Annotated in this window: 15 protein-coding genes and 1 other RNA gene; 6 read left to right on the forward strand and 10 right to left on the reverse strand. The window is 69.5% G+C overall.

The window, feature by feature from the left end; translation table 11 throughout:
• The first annotated feature begins 42 nt into the window (after positions 1 to 42).
• Positions 43 to 258 (forward strand): hypothetical protein, encoded by a 216-nt coding sequence (locus JR065_RS00305; RefSeq protein ID WP_206231318.1) that lies wholly within the window; start codon positions 43 to 45, stop codon positions 256 to 258.
• A 184-nt stretch (positions 259 to 442) separates the two neighbouring features.
• On the opposite strand, the gene JR065_RS00310 is transcribed toward JR065_RS00305, so the two are convergent.
• From JR065_RS00310 to hrcA, 6 genes are all read right to left on the reverse strand, one after another.
• Complete coding sequence (locus JR065_RS00310) at positions 443 to 1,552, reverse strand: prephenate dehydrogenase (RefSeq protein ID WP_206231319.1); 1,110 nt, start codon at positions 1,550 to 1,552, stop codon at positions 443 to 445.
• Positions 1,549 to 2,457, reverse strand: a complete 909-nt coding sequence (gene pdxY / locus JR065_RS00315) for a pyridoxal kinase (protein WP_206231320.1) — start codon at positions 2,455 to 2,457, stop codon at positions 1,549 to 1,551. Before pdxY ends, JR065_RS00310 begins: the two co-directional genes overlap by 4 nt.
• 332 nt (positions 2,458 to 2,789) lie before the next feature.
• Complete coding sequence (gene dnaJ / locus JR065_RS00320; RefSeq protein WP_206231321.1) at positions 2,790 to 3,917, reverse strand: molecular chaperone DnaJ; 1,128 nt, start codon at positions 3,915 to 3,917, stop codon at positions 2,790 to 2,792.
• A gap of 170 nt (positions 3,918 to 4,087) precedes the next feature.
• Entirely contained in the window at positions 4,088 to 6,010 is a 1,923-nt protein-coding gene (gene dnaK, locus JR065_RS00325; RefSeq protein WP_206231322.1) for a molecular chaperone DnaK, read from the reverse strand.
• 143 nt (positions 6,011 to 6,153) lie between these two features.
• On the reverse strand, positions 6,154 to 6,675 hold the full coding sequence (grpE, locus tag JR065_RS00330) for a nucleotide exchange factor GrpE (protein ID WP_206231323.1): 522 nt from the start codon (positions 6,673 to 6,675) through the stop codon (positions 6,154 to 6,156).
• 184 nt (positions 6,676 to 6,859) lie between these two features.
• Complete coding sequence (hrcA, locus tag JR065_RS00335; RefSeq protein ID WP_206231324.1) at positions 6,860 to 7,921, reverse strand: heat-inducible transcriptional repressor HrcA; 1,062 nt, start codon at positions 7,919 to 7,921, stop codon at positions 6,860 to 6,862.
• Between the two features lie 111 nt (positions 7,922 to 8,032).
• Here hrcA and recN point away from each other — a divergent pair, with 111 nt between their 5' ends.
• The gene (recN, locus tag JR065_RS00340; protein WP_206231325.1) at positions 8,033 to 9,700 is read left to right on the forward strand and encodes a DNA repair protein RecN; all 1,668 of its coding nucleotides are present in this window, start codon (positions 8,033 to 8,035) and stop codon (positions 9,698 to 9,700) included.
• A 609-nt stretch (positions 9,701 to 10,309) separates the two neighbouring features.
• On the opposite strand, the gene fur is transcribed toward recN, so the two are convergent.
• Complete coding sequence (gene fur, locus JR065_RS00345) at positions 10,310 to 10,732, reverse strand: ferric iron uptake transcriptional regulator (RefSeq protein ID WP_179565169.1); 423 nt, start codon at positions 10,730 to 10,732, stop codon at positions 10,310 to 10,312.
• Positions 10,733 to 10,837: 105 nt separating this feature from the next.
• Here fur and JR065_RS00350 point away from each other — a divergent pair, with 105 nt between their 5' ends.
• A complete protein-coding gene (locus JR065_RS00350; protein ID WP_206231326.1) occupies positions 10,838 to 11,236 on the forward strand; it encodes an outer membrane protein assembly factor BamE in 399 nt (132 codons plus the stop codon).
• 30 nt (positions 11,237 to 11,266) lie between these two features.
• Here JR065_RS00350 and JR065_RS00355 read toward each other — a convergent pair whose 3' ends face one another.
• Entirely contained in the window at positions 11,267 to 11,530 is a 264-nt protein-coding gene (locus tag JR065_RS00355; RefSeq protein ID WP_206231327.1) for an RnfH family protein, read from the reverse strand.
• Positions 11,527 to 11,958: a type II toxin-antitoxin system RatA family toxin gene (locus JR065_RS00360; RefSeq protein ID WP_206231328.1), complete on the reverse strand. Its 432-nt coding sequence runs from the start codon at positions 11,956 to 11,958 to the stop codon at positions 11,527 to 11,529. The genes JR065_RS00355 and JR065_RS00360 overlap by 4 nt, the downstream gene beginning before the upstream one ends.
• 61 nt (positions 11,959 to 12,019) lie before the next feature.
• Here JR065_RS00360 and smpB point away from each other — a divergent pair, with 61 nt between their 5' ends.
• On the forward strand, positions 12,020 to 12,523 hold the full coding sequence (smpB, locus tag JR065_RS00365) for an SsrA-binding protein SmpB (RefSeq protein ID WP_003467984.1): 504 nt from the start codon (positions 12,020 to 12,022) through the stop codon (positions 12,521 to 12,523).
• 250 nt (positions 12,524 to 12,773) lie between these two features.
• Here smpB and JR065_RS00370 read toward each other — a convergent pair whose 3' ends face one another.
• Positions 12,774 to 15,011 carry a S8 family peptidase gene (locus JR065_RS00370; RefSeq protein ID WP_241093289.1) on the reverse strand — a complete coding sequence of 746 codons (2,238 nt, stop codon included), beginning with the start codon at positions 15,009 to 15,011 and terminating at the stop codon, positions 12,774 to 12,776.
• 647 nt (positions 15,012 to 15,658) lie between these two features.
• Here JR065_RS00370 and ssrA point away from each other — a divergent pair.
• Together ssrA and JR065_RS00380 are read left to right on the forward strand one after the other, a co-directional pair.
• Positions 15,659 to 16,010: a transfer-messenger RNA gene (ssrA, locus tag JR065_RS00375) on the forward strand.
• Between the two features lie 217 nt (positions 16,011 to 16,227).
• The gene (locus tag JR065_RS00380) at positions 16,228 to 17,214 is read left to right on the forward strand and encodes a diguanylate cyclase (RefSeq protein ID WP_206231329.1); all 987 of its coding nucleotides are present in this window, start codon (positions 16,228 to 16,230) and stop codon (positions 17,212 to 17,214) included.
• The last annotated feature ends 155 nt before the right edge of the window (positions 17,215 to 17,369 follow it).

Consider the following 17,369-nt stretch of genomic DNA (forward strand, 5'->3'; position numbering starts at 1 on the left):
GTTCGCCCGCGAACCGCGTCCATCCATCCCAGGAGACGCGCCATGTCCTTCCGCCAGCTACCTGCCATCGGCCCCGATGGCGAGGCCTATCTGATCACCGAGTTCCAGGACGAACCGCAGCAGCAGCAACAGCAGGCGCAGCAGGACCAGCCGACAGGGCCGACGCTGCGCTACGAACTGGCCGACGGCCGCAAGCTGATCCGGCGCGGCCAGCAGTTCACCACCACCGGCGGCGAACTGACGCTGACCGCGGTTTGATTGCGTACGGTCGCTTGCGATGCATCGGCGCGCCCCGCGCCGATGCCGCAAGCATGGCCGCTGGCGATTATTTGACCAATCCGTTCGACGGCCCCGAGGCGCAACGCGCGCGGCCACTTATCCACATGTTTGCGCGACGTCCATCCACATCCGCTGTGGATAGCGACGCCATGGACCAGGCCCGCTAGGACAGCACGCGGCCGATGCCTTCCGCATCGATCTCCCGCGCCGCCGCCGCTATCGCGGCGCGGTCGCTGGCCGGATCGAAACCGATACGGAAATGCAGTTCGCCGGCCGGCGTGCGCGACGAATGGATCGAGGCCAGGCTGACGCCGTGGCGCTCGAACACGTACAGCAGCGTGCGCAGCGAACCGGCGCGGTCCTGCGGCAGGTACACGCTCAGCGCCAGCGCCTCGGTCAGGTCGGCCAGCAGGTAGCCGACGCGCTCGTAGCTGTAGTTGCCCTGCGCGATCGCCGCCTCGCCGAGCGCCTGCCGGTTGGCGTCGAGGAAATCGGCGCGGAACTGCGCGCGCGCCGCGTCGTCGCCCTGCCGCACCTGATCGCGCAGCCGCGTCAGCTGCCGGATCAGGCCGTCGAGCACGGCGCCCACGTGCGGATTGCCGAACTGGATGTCCTCGTAGATCGCCGGGTTCAGCGCCAGGATGCGCGCGATGATGGCCGTGTCCAGTTCGAACGAGGCCGAACGGTACGGCATCAACGCCGCCAGCGGCCCCAGCGCCGGCGCGTGCTCGCGCAGCACTCCGGCCTGCGCCAGGTGGCTGGCGTGCACCATCGCCTGCACCAGCGCCATCACCTGGTCGTGGTGGTCCGGCGTGGTGCGCACGCAGTGCGCTTCCAGCGCCGCGCACAGGGTCTGCAGCCAGCCGTGCCAGCGCTGCAGCCGCGCTTCGCAGACCACCATCACCCGGCCCTTGAGCGTGGGCGACTTCGGCGGCGCGGTCATCGGGTGCAGGCCGGCCACCTCGGCCTGCGAGGCCAGCATCGCCGCCACCGGCTCGCGCTTGACCGAGGTCACGTCCAGCCACAGCTGGTCGCGCTCGCGCCCGGCCGCGCGCCGCACGTAATCGCCGATCAGCGTCGGCGTGTGCCGGATCGGCGCGGAGAAGATCAGCACCTGGGCCCGCTCGAGCAGGGCGTCCTCGCCCAGCGACGCGGGATCGGCCGGATCGTGGCCGACCACCTCAAGCTGCATGCGCTCGCGGAAGAAACCGCCGAGCCAGCGGCCATAGGCGCCGGCGCTGCCGACGATGCCGATCACCGGATGCGGGATCACGCCACGCGCTCGGCGACGAACCGGATCGGCGAGGCCAGTGCCGCCGGCGTCGCCGCGAGCACGTCGAACTCCTCGTGGCCGGCGGCCAGGGTGGCCTCCAGCGCCGCGTGCACGCCGGCGATGGCGCGCCCGATCGCCTGCTCGAACGGCTCGCCGCGCAGCAGGAACCCGACCAGCAGCGCCATCAGCACATCGCCGGTGCCGGCCACGTCCACCGGCAGCAGCGGCGAGGACCAGCGATAGACCGCGTCGCGGCTGACCGCCAGGGTCAGTAGCCGCCCGGCATCGCCGCCCACGCTGTGCGCGATCACCCACTGCGGACCGCGCGCCAGCAGCGTGCGCGCCGCCGCGATCGCATCGTCCTGGGCCAGCGCCGGCAAGCCGGTGAGGCGGCCGAGCTCGAACGCGTTCGGCGTCACCAGCCAGGCGTGCGGCAACAGCCGTTCGGCGAAGATCGTCTCCAGCCCGGGCTCCACGTAGGGGCCGGTATGGGTGTCGCCGATCACCGGGTCCAGGCAATAGCGCAGCGACGGCACCTGCGGCAAGGTGGCGTCGAGCCAGTCGGCGAACGCCGCGCCGTTGCCGACGCTGCCGAAGTAGCCGGAGATCAGCATGCGCGCCCGCTGCGGCAGGCCGCGTTCGCTGGCCCCGAGCAGCAGGTCGGCGAACCAGTCCGACGGCAGCACCTTGCCGCGCAGCGTGTCGTAGAACGGCGCATTGCTCAGCAGCGTGGTCGGAATCTCCGCCACGCGCAGGCCCAGCGCGCGCAGCGGCGGCACCGCCGCGCTGTTGCCGGCGTGGCCGTAGACCAGCTGCGACTGCACGGAGATCACATCGACCGGCGAGGGACCGTCCGGACGCTGCCGGCGGCCGTGGATCAGATGACTTTCAGCGGATGGGTTCATCGCCGTAGTTTAAGACCAGGCGGGACTCGGGACTCGGGACTCGGGACTCGGGACTCGGGACTCGGGACTCGGGACTCGGGACTCGGGACGGCAGGATGATGTCCCGGGGCAAATCGATGTCAAGCGATTTGATGCAAAAAGGGCCGCTTTTTTTAGAAAAAAAGCGGCCCTTCTTGCGGCTTCGGCGCAACCGCTTTTCTGTAGGAGGGGCTTAGCCCCGACGCCTTACCGATAACGCGTCGGGGCTAAGCCCCTCCTACAGAAAAGCGCAAATGCACCGAACTTGCGAAAATCCCGAGTCCCGAGTCCCGAGTCCCGAGCCCCGAAAAACCTCAAGACGTCATCCGATCCCAGAACCCCTTCACCCCATCGATGAACGTCGCCGACTTCGGCGAATGCTTGCGCGCGTCCTCGCCGGTGAAGGTGGCTTCGAACTGTTCGAGCAGCTTGCGCTGGTCGGGGGTCAGGTTGACCGGCGTCTCCACCACCACCCGGCAGTACAGGTCGCCTTCGCTGCGGCTGCGCACCGAACGCACGCCCTTGCCGCGCAGGCGGAACAGCTTGCCGGTCTGGGTCTCGGCGGGGATGCGGATCTCCGCCTCGCCGCCGAGCGTGGCCACGCGCACGGTGTCGCCGAGCGCGGCCTGGGAGATGCGGATCGGCACCTCGCAGTGCAGGTCGTCGCCGTCGCGCTGGAAGATCGCATGCTCGCGCACCCGCACTTCCACGTACAGGTCGCCCGGCGGCGTGCCGGCCGGACCGGCCTCGCCCTCGCCCGCCAGGCGGATGCGATCGCCGTTGTCGACGCCGGCGGGGATCTTCACCGACAGCACCTTGGTTTCCTCCACGCGTCCGGCGCCGTGGCAGCTGCCGCACGGGTTCTGCACGATCTGGCCGCGCCCGGCGCAGTGCGGGCAGCTCTGCTGCATCGCGAAGATGCCGCGCTGGATACGCACCTGGCCGCGACCGTGGCAGGTGCTGCAGGTCTCGACCTTGCCGTCTTCCGAGCCGCTGCCGTGGCAGTGCTCGCACTCGCCCAGGGTCGGGATCTCGATGCGGCGCTCGATGCCGACCACCGCTTCCTCCAGGTCCAGCTCCAGCACATAGCCGATGTCCGCGCCGCGGCGCGCCGCGCGTCCTCCGCCTGCACCGCCGAAGATGTTGCCGAAGATGTCGCCGAAGATGTCGCCCATGTCCGGGCCGCCGGGCCCGCCACCGCCGCCGCCCATGCCATGCTCGAATGCGGCGTGGCCATGCGCGTCGTACACGCGGCGCTTGTTGCCGTCCGACAGCACCTCGTAGGCTTCCTTGCACTCCTTGAACGCCGCCTCGGCGGCATGGTCGCCGGGGTTGCGGTCCGGGTGGTACTTCATCGCGCAACGGCGATAGGCCTTCTTCAGTTCTTCGTCGCTGGCGGTACGGGCCACGCCCAGCACTTCGTAGTAGTCGCGTTTGCTCATTGATCGGGACTCGGGACTCGGGACTCGGGACCCGGCAGGAAGGGGAAGTGATTCAAAGCAGCTACTCCAGGCGATAACGGCAGGACCGGAAAAAATGCAGGACCGGAAAACATCGGGACCCGGCAAGTCGCCTTGCCGAGTCCCGGGTCCCCGGGTCCCGAGTCCCGGCCTTACTTCTTGTCGTCCTTGACCTCGGTGAACTCGGCGTCCACCACGTCGTCGCCGGCCGGCGCCTGCGCGCCCGCCGCGCCCGGCGCGGCACCGGGCTGGTCACCGGCGGCGGCCGCGGCGTACAGCGACTGGCCGGCCTCTTCCAGCGCCTTGGTCTTGGCCTCGATCTGGGCCTTGTCGTCGCCCTTCATCGCCGTTTCCAGGTCCGCCAGCGCCGCCTCGACCTTGCCGATCACGTCGCCGCCGACCTTGCTGCCGTGCTCGGTGATCGCGCTGCGGGTGGCGTGGATTAGGCCGTCGGCCTGGTTGCGCGCCTGCACCAGCTCGTGGAACTTCTTGTCTTCCTCGCGGTTGGCTTCCGCGTCGGCGACCATCCGCTGGATCTCGTCGTCCGACAGGCCCGAGCCGGCCTTGATCTCGACCTTCTGCTCCTTGTTGGTCTTCTTGTCCTTGGCCGACACGTGCAGGATGCCGTTGGCGTCGATGTCGAAGGAAACCTCCACCTGCGGCAGGCCGCGCGGCGCCGGCTCGATGCCGGACAGGTCGAACTTGGCCAGCGACTTGTTGTAGCGGGCCTGCTCGCGCTCGCCCTGCAGCACGTGCACCGTCACCGCGGACTGGTTGTCCTCGGCGGTGGAGAAGGTCTGCGAGGCCTTGGTCGGGATCGTGGTGTTCTTCTCGATGATCTTGGTGAACACGCCACCCAGGGTCTCGATGCCCAGGCTCAGCGGGGTCACGTCGAGCAGCAGCACGTCCTTGACGTCGCCGGCCAGCACGCCGCCCTGGATCGCGGCGCCCAGCGCCACGGCCTCGTCGGGGTTGACGTCCTTGCGCGGCTCCTTGCCGAAGAACTCGGCCACGGCCTGCTGGACCTTCGGCATGCGGGTCTGGCCGCCGACCAGGATCACCTCGGTCACGTCGCTGGCGCGCAGGCCGGCGTCGTTGAGCGCGGTGCGGCACGGCTCGATGGTGCGCTTGACCAAGTCCTCGACCAGCGCCTCGAGCTTGGCCCGGGTCAGCTTGATGTTCAGGTGCTTCGGGCCCGACGCGTCGGCAGTGACGTACGGCAGGTTCACTTCGGTCTGCTGCGAGGAGGACAGCTCGATCTTGGCGCGCTCGGCCGCGTCCTTCAGGCGCTGCAGCGCCAGCGGATCCTTGCGCAGGTCGATGCCCTGGTCCTTGTTGAACTCCTCGACGAGGTAGTCGATGACGCGCTTGTCGAAGTCTTCGCCGCCCAGGAAGGTGTCGCCGTTGGTGGCCAGCACCTCGAACTGCTTCTCGCCGTCGACGTTGGCGATCTCGATGATCGACACGTCGAAGGTGCCGCCGCCCAGGTCGTACACCGCGATCTTGCGGTCGCCGCCCTGGCCCTTGTCCAGGCCGTAGGCCAGCGCCGCGGCGGTCGGCTCGTTGATGATGCGCTTGACGTCCAGGCCGGCGATGCGGCCGGCGTCCTTGGTCGCTTGGCGCTGGCTGTCGTTGAAGTACGCCGGCACGGTGATGACCGCCTCGGTGACGGTCTCGCCGAGGAACGCTTCGGCGGTCTTCTTCATCTTCTCCAGCACCTGCGCGGAGATCTCCTGCGAGGCCAGCTTGCGGCCGTCGGCCGTGGCCACCCACGCATCGCCGTTGTCGTGCTGGACGATGCCGTACGGCACCAGGCCGATGTCCTTCTGCACTTCGGCGTCGGTGAACTTGCGGCCGATCAGGCGCTTCACCGCGTAGAAGGTGTTCTTGGGGTTGGTGACCGCCTGGCGCTTGGCCGAGGCGCCCACCAGCACTTCGCCGTCCTTGGTGTAGGCGACGATCGAAGGCGTGGTGCGGTCGCCCTCGGAATTCTCGATGACGCGGGCCTTGCCGCCGTCCATGATCGCCACGCACGAGTTGGTCGTGCCCAGGTCGATGCCGATGATCTTGCCCATTGGATGACTCCTGAAATTTCGATGTCTACCGGCTGCTGCCGGGGTCTGGTTCGGATATAGGGATGGCCGGGTTTCATTCAAGCCATCACTGCAAATTAGCGTTCCGCCGTCGGCGCGGCGGGTTCGCCGCCCGCCGCGCACGTTCAGTCGTGCTTGGCGACCACCACCAGCGCCGGCCGCAGCAGCCGGTCGTTGAGCAGATAGCCCTTCTGGAACACCTGGACCACGTGGCCCGGCGCGATGCCGTCGGCCTCGGCCTGGCTGATCGCCTGGTGGTGCTCCGGGTTGAACGGCTGCCCGGTCGGATCGAGCAGGGTCAGGCCGTTGTCGGCGGCGACCTTGAGCAGCTGCTTGTAGGTCAGTTCCAGGCCGTCGCGCAGCGGGCTGGGTTCGCTGCCGGCGGCGGTCAGCCCCGCGTCCAGGCTGTCGAACACCGGCAGCAGGTCGCCGAGCAGGCGCTCGTTGGCGAACTTGCGCGCCTGCTCCACGTCGCGGGCGATGCGCTTGCGCTGGTTCTCCAGGTCGGCGCGCTCGCGCAGCGCGTCGGCCTTGACCAGCGCCAGCTCGGTGCGCAGGGTCTCGACTTCCGCCTGCAGCGGATCGGTCGTCGGCTGCTGCGCCTCGGTCAGGCGTTCAGAATCGAATTCGGGCTGTTCTTGGTTCATTTCCGGTTCCCTGGCGGGAGGTACACCCGCCCTACCGGACAACCTATGTGGGCACTGGAGGGGGATTCAAGATGCTGTGTTGCGTTTTTCGGGACCGGGGACCGGGGACCAGGGACCCGGAGCGACACGGTTCCTGGGGCTTGGCTGGCTGGCGAAAGGCGGTTTGCCGGTCGCGGCGCGGCGGTCAGCGTTCGGTCGGCGGTGTCGGGTCCAGCGCCGCGCCGAGCACCTCGGCGGCGGTCTGCACCAGCGGGATGACCCGGTCGTAGGCCATGCGCTTGGGGCCGATCACCCCGAGCACGCCCAGCACCTGGCCGCCGGCGCCGTAGGGCGCGGTGACCAGCGAGACGCTCTCCAGCGGCACCACCCCGGTCTCCTCGCCGATGAAGATGCGCACGCCCGGCGCCTGGATGGTGCGTTCGAGCAGCTGCAGGATCTCGCGCTTGCTGGCGAAGACCTCGAACAGCTCGCGCAGCCGCTCCAGATCGGACAGGTCCTGCACGCCCATCAGCCTGGTCTGCCCGGCCAGCACCATGTCCTCGCCGCCGGCCGGGGCCAGCGCCTGCTCGGCCAGCTCCACGCTGTGCGCCAGCAGCTGTTCCATCTCCGCCTGGGCGTGGCGCAGGTCGCGCAGCAGGGTGGCGCGGATGTCGGCCAGGCCGCGCCCGGCGAACTGCGCATTGAGGTAGTTGGCCACCCGCTCCAGTTCGGCCGGCTCGTAGGCCTTGCGCGGCTCGATGACCCGGTTCTGCACCTCGTTGTCGGAGAACACCAGGATCGCTAGCACCCGGCGCGCGTCCAGCGGCACGAAGTCGATATGCCGGAACGCGAACTGCTCGCGCTTGGGCGCGCTGACCACGCCGACGAAATGGGTCATCGCCGACAACAGCTCCGAGGCGCTGCCGAGCAGCGCCTGGGTCCCGGCGGCGCTGGACATCTCCGCGCGCAGCCGCGCCACCTCGCCCTCGGCGGGCGGGCGCATCTGCACCAGGCTGTCGACGAACACCCGGTAGCCGTTGGCGGTGGGGATGCGCCCGGCCGAGGTGTGCGGCGAGCTCAGCAGCCCGGCGTCCTCCAGGTCGGCCAGGATGTTGCGGATCGTCGCCGGGCTCACGTCCAGCCCGGCGTGGCGCGCCAGGGTCTGCGAGCCGACCGGCTCGCCGTCGTGGATATAGCGCGAGATCAGCGTGCGCAGCAGCTGCCGGGCACGCGGGTCGAGCGAGGAATGGACCGGAGAGGCGCGCATGGAATCAACCCGTGAGACTGGACACTAGATAATGACGGCTTGCCGGCTTGGCAAGTCATTGGCCCAACTATCCGCGCATGCTAGCTTTGCGCGGCCTCGACCCCGACCACCATGCTAAGACATCTCTCGATCAAGGATTTCGCCGTCGTACGCGGCACCGAGCTGGAATTCGGCCCCGGCATGACCGTCGTGTCCGGCGAAACCGGCGCCGGCAAGTCGCTGATGGTGGACGCGCTCGGCTTCCTGTCCGGGCTGCGCGCCGACAGCGGCGTGGTCCGCCACGGCGCCGACCGCGCCGAGTTGTCGGCCGAGTTCGCCCTGCCCGACGACGCCCCGGCGCGCGCCTGGCTGCGCGAGAACGAGCTCGACGACGACGAACAGTGCCAGCTGCGCCGGGTGATCCGCGCCGACGGCGGCTCGCGCGCGTGGATCAACGGCCGCCCGGTGACCCTGTCGCAGCTGGCCGAACTGGCCGGCCGCCTGGTCGAGATCCACGGCCAGCACGAACACCAGGCGCTGCTGTCGCGCGGCAGCCAGCTCGGCCTGCTCGACGCCTACGCGCGCAACGAGGCCGAACGCGCCACGGTGCGCGCCGCCGCCACGCGCTGGCAGGGGCGGCTGGCCGAGCGCGAGGCGCTGATGGCGCAGGGCGACGTCTCCGACCGCATCGGCTTCCTCGAACACCAGCTGGCCGAACTGCAGCGCGAGGACCTGAGCCCGGCGGCGATCGCCGCGCTGGACAGCAACCACCGCCGCCAGGCGCACGCCGCCGCGCTGATCGGCGCCTGCGAAGGCGCGGCGCTGCGGCTCAATGGCGACGACGCGCCGGCGGTGCTCGAACTGCTGCAGCAGACCCGCCACGAGCTGGCCAAGGTCGGCGAATACGACGCGCGCCTGGCCGAGGTCGACGCGCTGCTCGACAGCGCCACGATCCAGCTGGAGGAAGCGCTGGCCCTGGTCGACCGGGTCCGCGACGACCTGGACGCCGACCCGGCCCAGTTCGAGGAGATGGAACGCAAACTGGGCCGGCTGCACGACCTGGCGCGCAAGCACCGGGTGGCGCCGGAGGCGCTGGGCGAGCACCGCGACGCGCTGCTGGCCGAGGTCGAGAGCCTGCGCGGCGCCGGCGAGCGGCTGGACGTGCTCGACGCGGAGATCGCGCGCGCCGCCCAGGCCTGGCGCGACGCCGCGGCCGCGCTGAGCGCTACCCGCACGCGTGGTGCCGAGGCGCTGTCGCGCGACACCACCGCGCTGATCGGCGAGCTGGGCATGGGCGGCGGCCGCTTCTTGATTCAGCTGGAGCCGCACGAGACCGAGCGCCCCGACCCGGCCGGCGCCGAGCGCGTCGAGTTCCTGGTCGCGGCCAATGCCGGGCAGCCGCCGCGGGCGCTGCGCAAGGTCGCCTCCGGCGGCGAGCTGTCGCGCATCTCGCTGGCGATCGAGGTCGCCGCGCTGGGCCTGGACGCGGTGCCGACGATGGTGTTCGACGAGGTGGACTCGGGCATCGGCGGCGCGGTCGCCGACATCGTCGGCAAGAAGCTGCGCGCCCTGGGCGAGCAGCGCCAGGTGCTGTGCGTGACCCACCTGCCGCAGGTCGCCGCGCAGGGCCACGCCCACTATCGGGTCAGCAAGGCGCCGGTCGAGGGCATGACCCAGAGCTCGGTCGAACTGCTGGCACCGCGCCAGCGCGAGGAAGAACTGGCGCGGATGCTGGGCGGGGTCGAGGTGAGCAAGGAAGCGCGCGCGGCGGCCAAGCGGCTGCTATCGAGCGCGGGCTGAGCGGCTGCACGCTCCGCTGGGCTGGGGCGTCGGCAGCTAAGCTGGAGCACCACTTCGGGAACTGCGCCGAGGTAGCTTGAGCCATCCGTTTGGAAGCCTGCGAACCCTTCGGATCGCGTCGGTCGGGGCTGAAGCCCCTCCTACAGTGCACCCGCGAGTCGCGCAAGCTGCCCCTGTAGGAGCGGCTTCAGCCGCGACGAACGGAGCCCTCCACCCGGCGCCGGAAACAGTCGGAACCGATGGTCTACGCCACCCAGAGTTTCCCCAGCGCACCATCGGGTCGGCAACTAGCCCATGTAGCAGCGGTTTCAACCGCGACAAACGGAGTCTTCCAACTGACCGGCTGCGGAAACAGTCGGGACTGATGGTCTACGCCGCCCAGAATTTCCCCAGCACCATCGGGGGAGCGGTTTCAACCGCGACAAATGGAGCCATCCAGCTGGCCGGCTATGGAAGCAGGCGGAACTGAAGTCGCGGCCACAAGGCACCGGCCGGCTCGCCGCACGTGTCCCTGTGGGAGCGACTTCAGTCGCGACGACCGGAGCCGGAATCCGCGACGGCTGCAGCAGCCTTGCCGAGCCCGCCGCTGCGCCCGCGAGGGCGCCCGCCTCAGCCCTTCTTGCCCGCCGGCCGCTTGCTGCGCACGTACAGCACCAGCGAGTGCTCCTCCAGCTCGTAGCCGTGATCGGCGGCGATCTTGCGCTGCAATTCCTCGATCTCGGCGCTTTCGAACTCGATGACGTTGCCGGTGTCCACGTCCACCATGTGGTCGTGGTGGCCGCCGCGGTCCAGTTCGTAGACGGCCTGGCCGCCCTCGAAATTGTGCTTGAGCACCAGCCCCGCCGCCTCGAACTGGGTCAGGACGCGGTACACCGTGGCCAGGCCGATCTCGTCGCCGTGGTCCAGCAACTGGCGATAGATTTCTTCCGCGGTCATGTGGTGACGCGCCGACTTCTGCTCGAGCAGCTCCAGGATCCGCATGCGGGGATGCGTGACCTTCAGGCCGACTTTGCGCAGATCGTGGGATTCCATGGCGTCTCCGTTCATAGCGGGTTTAGCGCCAGCTGCCTGGGGTGGGTCGCGGCGGTCGCCGGGAGTGTATCATCGACGCGATTTCACTCAGCACCCCCGTCCCCGATGCGCAATCTCCTGCTGGTCGCCGTTGTTGCCCTGTCCACCGCTGGCTGCGGGATCATCTACAAGCAGCCCATCTATCAAGGCAACCTGATCAAGCAGGCCGCCGTCGATCAGCTCAAGGTCGGGCAGAGCAAGCAGCAGGTCAGCGCGCTGCTCGGCACCCCGTCGATCCCCGATCCGTTCCATGCCCAGCGCTGGGACTATACGTCCACCGAGCGCGTCAACCGCACCGGCAGGACCGAGATCAAGAACTTCGTGGTCTATTTCGAGAACGACAGCGTGGCCCGCTGGGAAGGCGACTATTTCCCCGACCGCGACTCGGAACTGGCCAGGAACAGCGTGCGCCAGTTCGGCCGCAACCTGGCCAAGGACAAGAAGAAGCAGCGCCGCGGCGAGTAAGCCGGACCGCGCGCGGCCCGTCCGGCGGCGCTAGCGCGGCTTCGCGCGGCGCCGCCGCGCGTCCTTCGGATCGGCCAGCAGCGGCCTGAGCAGCTCGACCCGGTCGCCGTCGCGCAGCGCCTGTCCCGGCGCGGCGACGATGCCATGGACCGCGCACGGCATGTCGACGGATGCCTCCGGCAGCGCCGCCGCGGCCACCGCGTCGGCCACCGTCGCCCCGGCAGGCAGGTGCAGCTGGCGCGAGACGAACCGCTCCGGCCACGCCAGCACCACCTCGACCCGCAGCACGCTCATGCGTCTTCGCGGTCGGCCACGCGGACGAAATCGTTGACCATGCGGTCGGCCAGGCTCTGGAACCCCAACGCCAGGGCCGGCCCCAGCAGGCGCGAGGTCGGCTCGAAATCCAGCATCAGGCTGACCTTGCTGGCATGGTCGTTGAACGACTGGAACTCCCACTGCCCCTGCAAGCGCTTGAACGGGCCGTCGCGCAGCATCATATCGATGCGGTGCGGGCGCTCGAGCCGGTTCTCGGTGGTGAACCAGGTGCGGAACGAGCCCAGGCCCAGGTCCAGCCGCGCGACCAGGTGCCGGTCGCTCTGCTCGAGCACATGGGCGGCATCGCACCAGTTGAACCGGCGCGGATAGGCGGCGACATCATTGACCAGGTCGAACATGCGCGTGGAGGCGTGTTCGACCAGGGCGCTGCGGCGGATGATAGGCATTCGGTGCGGGGGAGTAAGACCAAGACGTTCGGGAGGCTCCCGAATCGGAGACAATAGCAAGATGAGCAAGAAACCCGCCAAGGATAAAGCAAACGGCGCGACGGCCAACAAGACCATCGCGTTGAACAAGCGTGCGCGCCACGAATACCACCTGGAGGACCGCTATGAAGCCGGCCTGGCCCTGCAGGGCTGGGAGGTCAAGTCGATCCGCGCCGGCCGCGCCAACATCGGCGAGAGCTACGCGTTCGTGCGCCAGGGCGAGCTGTTCCTGTTCGGCGCGCAGTTCACCCCGCTGATCCAGGCCTCCACCCACGTGGTCGCCGACGACCGCCGCACCCGCAAGCTGCTGCTGCACCGGAGCGAGATCGACAAGCTGATCGGACGGGTCGAGCGCGACGGCTACACGCTGGTGCCCACCGCGATGTACTGGAGCAAGAACAAGATCAAGCTCGAGATCGCGCTGGCCAAGGGCAAGCAGGACCACGACAAGCGCGACGCCGCCAAGGACCGCGACTGGGCCCGCGACAAGCAGCGGATCATGCGGCGGCACAACAAGAACGCGTGACCGGGGACCGGGGACCGGGGACCGCAGGATGATGTCCGGGTGCAAATCGCTGTCAAGCGATTTGATGAAAGAAGTGCATCTATTTTCAAGAAAAGTCGCGCTTTTCCATAGCTTCAGCATGCCGGCATTTGTGCTCCCCGGATGACCTCCGGTGCTGATGCCCAAGGCACCCAAAGCACCTGCCACGGAGGCAATGCGCTCGCGCTGAATCCCCGGTCCCCGGTCCCTGGTCCCTGGTCCCCGGCCACCATCACGTCGCCGCCAGCATCCGCATCAGGCTCGGCACGCCGTGCCCCTGCATGTAGCGGTCGCGCTGCAGGTCGGTGCAGTGGCTCAGCAGCAAGGACTTGATCCGGTCCGGACAGCCGATGAACTCGCGGCGCACCGACAGGAACGCGGCGACCAGGCCGGAAATGTGCGCCGCGGCCATGCTGGTGCCGCTCATCTCCACCATCCAGGTGCTCGGGTCGTCGGCCGCAAAGCGATGATGCGCCGACACGATCTTCTCGCCCGGCGCCACCACGTCGGGCTTGTGCCGGCCGTCGGCGGTAGGGCCGCGCGAGGAGAAATACGACACCCCGTAGCTGTGCGGGCTGCTCTTGTGCACCGAACCCACCGCCAGCGCCTCTTCCAGGTTGGCCGGATCGCCGATGCTCAGGTCCAGGTTCAACGGATACGCCTCGCCGTCGTTCTGCACCAGCCAGGCCAGGCCGTCGTTGCCGGCGGCGACCACCACCACCACGCCCTGCCGCCACAGCCGGCGCAGCTCGTTGCACAGCGGGGTGAAGCCGCAGCCGTAGCTCTCGGCGTCGAAGTACCCGCCCAGGCTCAGGTTGACGCCGTGGATCACCAGTTCGCCGGCGCGCTCGTTGATGTCGGCGACCTGCTGCACCCCCTTGATGATCCACGAATCGCGGCCGTTGCCGTCGTCGTCCAGCACCTTCAGGCCGTACAGCCGCGCCTGCGGCGCCATGCCGGCGAAGGCCAGCGGCGCCTCGTCGGCGCCGGGCAGCGGTGCCTGGCACTGCCCGGCGATGATGCCGGCGACATGGGTGCCGTGGCCGTTGCCGTCCAGCCCGGAAAACCCGTCGCCGTCGCTGCGGCGCAGCTCGCGCGCCGGCCCGCGCACGGTGCAGTCCCATTGCGCCGCCACCGTCTCGCGCACGCCGGCCTGGCGGAAATGCGGATGCGCCGCGGCGATGCCGGTGTCCAGCACCGCCCAGCCGATGCCGTCGCCGAGCGCGCGGTACGCCACCTGCGCCGCATCGGCCTGGATGACGCTGCGCGACTGGTGGATCAGCGCGCGCTTGCCGGCGTCGCGCCACAGCCGCTTCAGGTTCAGATGCCGGTAGCGGTCGCGCAGGCTCTCGATCTCGAACCGGGTCAATCGTACCGAGACGTAGCGCTGCAGGCTGTCTTCCAGCGCGATCGCCTCGTCCAGCGCCTCGCCCTGCAGCCCGGTCGAGGCCTGCGCCAGCTCGCGCAGCGCGGCCAGCAGCGTGACCCGCAGCTGCGCCGGCGACCGTTCGCCCGGCAGCCGCTCCAGTTCGATCAGCACCTCGTGCCGGTAACCCGGATCGCGCGCCTCGAGCTGGTCGGACAGGTCCTTGATCAGCACCGGCCGCGCGATCGGCTGATCGAAGCCCACGCCCACCGCGCGCCGCACTTCGGCGCGCACCTCGGGAATGGACAGGTAACCCGAACCGGAATGGGGATTGCGCCGCCAGTCCGGGTTCAGCCGCGCGGCGGCGATGTTGCGGAAGCGCCCTTGCGCATCGCCGATGTCGTCGCTCAGGTCCTCGTCGAAGGCGACCGGATCGCCGCTGTCGGCGACGTTGACCCAACGCCGCACGCAGGCGGGGAACGGCAGCGTCTGCTGCCCGGTCCACTCCTTGAACATGCTGCGCACCACCGGCAGCCCCAGCGGCGAGCCGACGGTCAGCAGCAGCGTCACCTCGCAGCCGTCGGCGTCCAGTTCGCGCAGCACGTCGTAGGCGATCATCGAGCCCTGGCTGTGGGCCACCACCACGAACGGGCCGCCGCCGGCGCGCATGCGCTGGAGCAGGCTCTGGCGCATCTGCTCGCGCCGCGCCGGCACGTAGAACAGGTCGTGCACGTCCTGCAGCAAGGCCGCGGAGATCAGCTTCAGCAGCATCCGGTTGATCGCATCGAGCGGGCCCTGCGCACGCACCGCGGCAGCGCCCGGCGCGGCCGCCTGCAGTTCGTCCAGCAGCCGGTGCAGGCGCTCGCGCTCCTGGGCGCTGTCGGCCAGGGTGTCGGCCAGCTGGCGCAGATCGTCCAGTTGCGGCGCCACGCCCAACGCGCTGAGCACGCGCTGCTCGGCCTGGTTCAGCGCCGGTCCCTGGTCCTGGTCCTGGCAGCTGCCCGGCTCCGGCGCCGGATAGCGCTCGCGATTGACCCAGTACGCCATGCGGGTGCGCTCGCCCATGCCGCGCCCGAACAGCGCCTTGTCCCACTGGCAGCGCAGCACTTCGGCCGGCGGCTTGTTGCCGATGCCGTGCACGTAGATCACGGTGCGGGCGCGCCCCTGGGCCAGGGTGCCGGCACCGGCGGCGGCCCGTGCGGCGGATGCGGATGCTCCGGCAGTGCCGCGGGGAACCGCGTTCCCGGCGGCGCGCCTGGATACGCTCGCCTTGGCCGTTGCGGCCGCGGCCTTCGCCGGCCTGCCCGTCTCCGGCTTGGCGACGGCGGGCCTGGCCGGCCTGGACGCGGCCTTCGTCGCGGCGCCTGCCTTGGACTTGGACTTGGACTGGGCGGCCACGGTCCTGCCCGCCTTGCGCACCGGCTTGGCCGCCTGCGCCGCCGGCCTGGCGTCCGTCCCGGCACCGCCACGCCGCGCCGTGGCGCCCGTCTTGGCCGGCCGCGCCCGGCTTGCCGCACCGCCCTCGCCGCGTCCGGCCGGGCCCGAGCCGCCGGCCGGCCGGGTACCGCTGCCACCACGCGCACGCGCTTGCTTGGTTGCCATCGAGATGCTCCTTGCCTGGGGGAACCGGCCGGGCGCCAGGGCCGCGACCTGCGCCGGGTGAAGCCAGCTTAAGTCGCGCATGTCGCACAGCTTGTGACTCCCCTCCCCGATCCCTACACTGTGCAGGTCAGCGTTTTACGTTTGTCCCCGGGGGTGCACTGGTTTCGACGGGGGTTGCAAAATCGCTTGGCGCATGCCGAGGGGGCAGCTTTCCTCGTAAATCCAGCCGCAAACTTATAGTTGCCAACGACGACAACTACGCACTGGCCGCTTAAGGCCTAGCCCCGAAATCGCTTGTGTCCGTGCTCGCGACGTAGGGTCATTATCACGGAATCGCCGGTAGTGGCTGCCTGTCAGCTATTGGCTAAATGAAGCAGGCTGGTCCCGGGATGCGCTTCGCACATCGTGCTGTTCCGGGATGAGATCCAACGATGAGCTAAGCATGTAGTGCCGGGGATGGAGTGCCTTCGGACGGCGGTTCGATTCCGCCCACCTCCACCAATAACAGAACCCCAACCGTTCGCGGTTGGGGTTTTTTTATGCCTGTCGCCCTGTCGGCGGCAGCGGCGGAACGCGATGGATGCGCTGCGGCAACGCGCGGCATGGTACTTGCATCGGCTACCGAAGCCTTTCGGAACGTTCGCAGAGCGCATCTGCGGCCCTTTCAAGCCTGGCCCCTGCCCGCCGCTAATGATGCCGACTTCTACGAACCGCCTACGTGAGCGCTAACCTCCGCCACAGCTTCAGGCTCGGGATCGTCAAGATCCTCGGGCCGACCACGTCTGCCGTGCTGTTGCTGTTCGCGCTGTACCAGATCGCGCGGGCGCAGCCGTGGCCGGCCGGGGCCGGGGCCGTGCTGGCGGCGCTGGCCGCGCTGGCCACCTGGCAGGCGCTGCGCAGCGACAACGGACGCATGGGCGCGCTGCTGAGCCTGGCCTGGCTGCTCGGCTGCGCGCTGGTCTGCTACACGCTCCAGCACAGCGCGCTGCCGTGGCTGTACCTGGTGATGATGAGCAACTTCTTCGTGACCACGCGCACGATCGCGCTGGCCTGCAACGCCACGCTGATCGCGGTGATGGCGTTCACGCCCGGCACCCTGCTCGGCACCGAACACGCGTTCTCGACGCTGGCGGTGTCGCTGCTGATCTCCGGCCTGGGCTATGTGCTTTCCACGCGCCTGCGCGACGACCGCGTGCACCTGGAAGAGCTGGCCTCGCGCGACGCGCTGACCGGCCTGCCGAACCGGCGCACCCTGGAAAAGGCCTTGACCCAATGCATGAACGATCCGCACCGTGCGACCCGCCGCCGCGGCCTGATCGTGCTGGATATCGACCACTTCAAGGAAGTCAACGACCTGTACGGCCATGCCGCGGGCGACCAGGCGCTGGCCGACCTGGCCACCATCCTGCGCTTCGAGGTGCGCGCGCCCGATTCGGTGTACCGCTTCGGCGGCGAGGAGTTCGTGGTGGTGGTGCGGGTGGAAACGCGCGATGCACTGGCCGCGGTCAGCGAGCGCCTGCGCAAGGCCACGCGCAATGCCCTGCGCGGGCCGGGCGGGCGCATCACCGTGTCGCTGGGCGCGGCGATGCTGTGCGACGAGCAGAACTGGCAGGACTGGTTCTCGCGCGCCGATGGCGCGCTGTACCGGGCCAAGGACGCCGGCCGCGACAGCTACATGGTCGCCGAGGACCTGCCGCCGTCCTGAGCGGCGTCCGCGCGGGCCGGTCCGGCACGATCCGGATATGGTCGCGTCAGCAGGTTGCCCGCCGACGCCTGCGCCAGCTTCGGCCGCCCAGGCCATATCCGCATCATCGCTGCAGTCCCGCGTGCATCGCAGGCCCACCCGTGCAAACCATGCAT

The organism is Xanthomonas sp. (genome assembly GCF_017163755.1).
In the GTDB taxonomy this organism is placed as follows: Bacteria; Pseudomonadota; Gammaproteobacteria; order Xanthomonadales; family Xanthomonadaceae; genus Xanthomonas_A.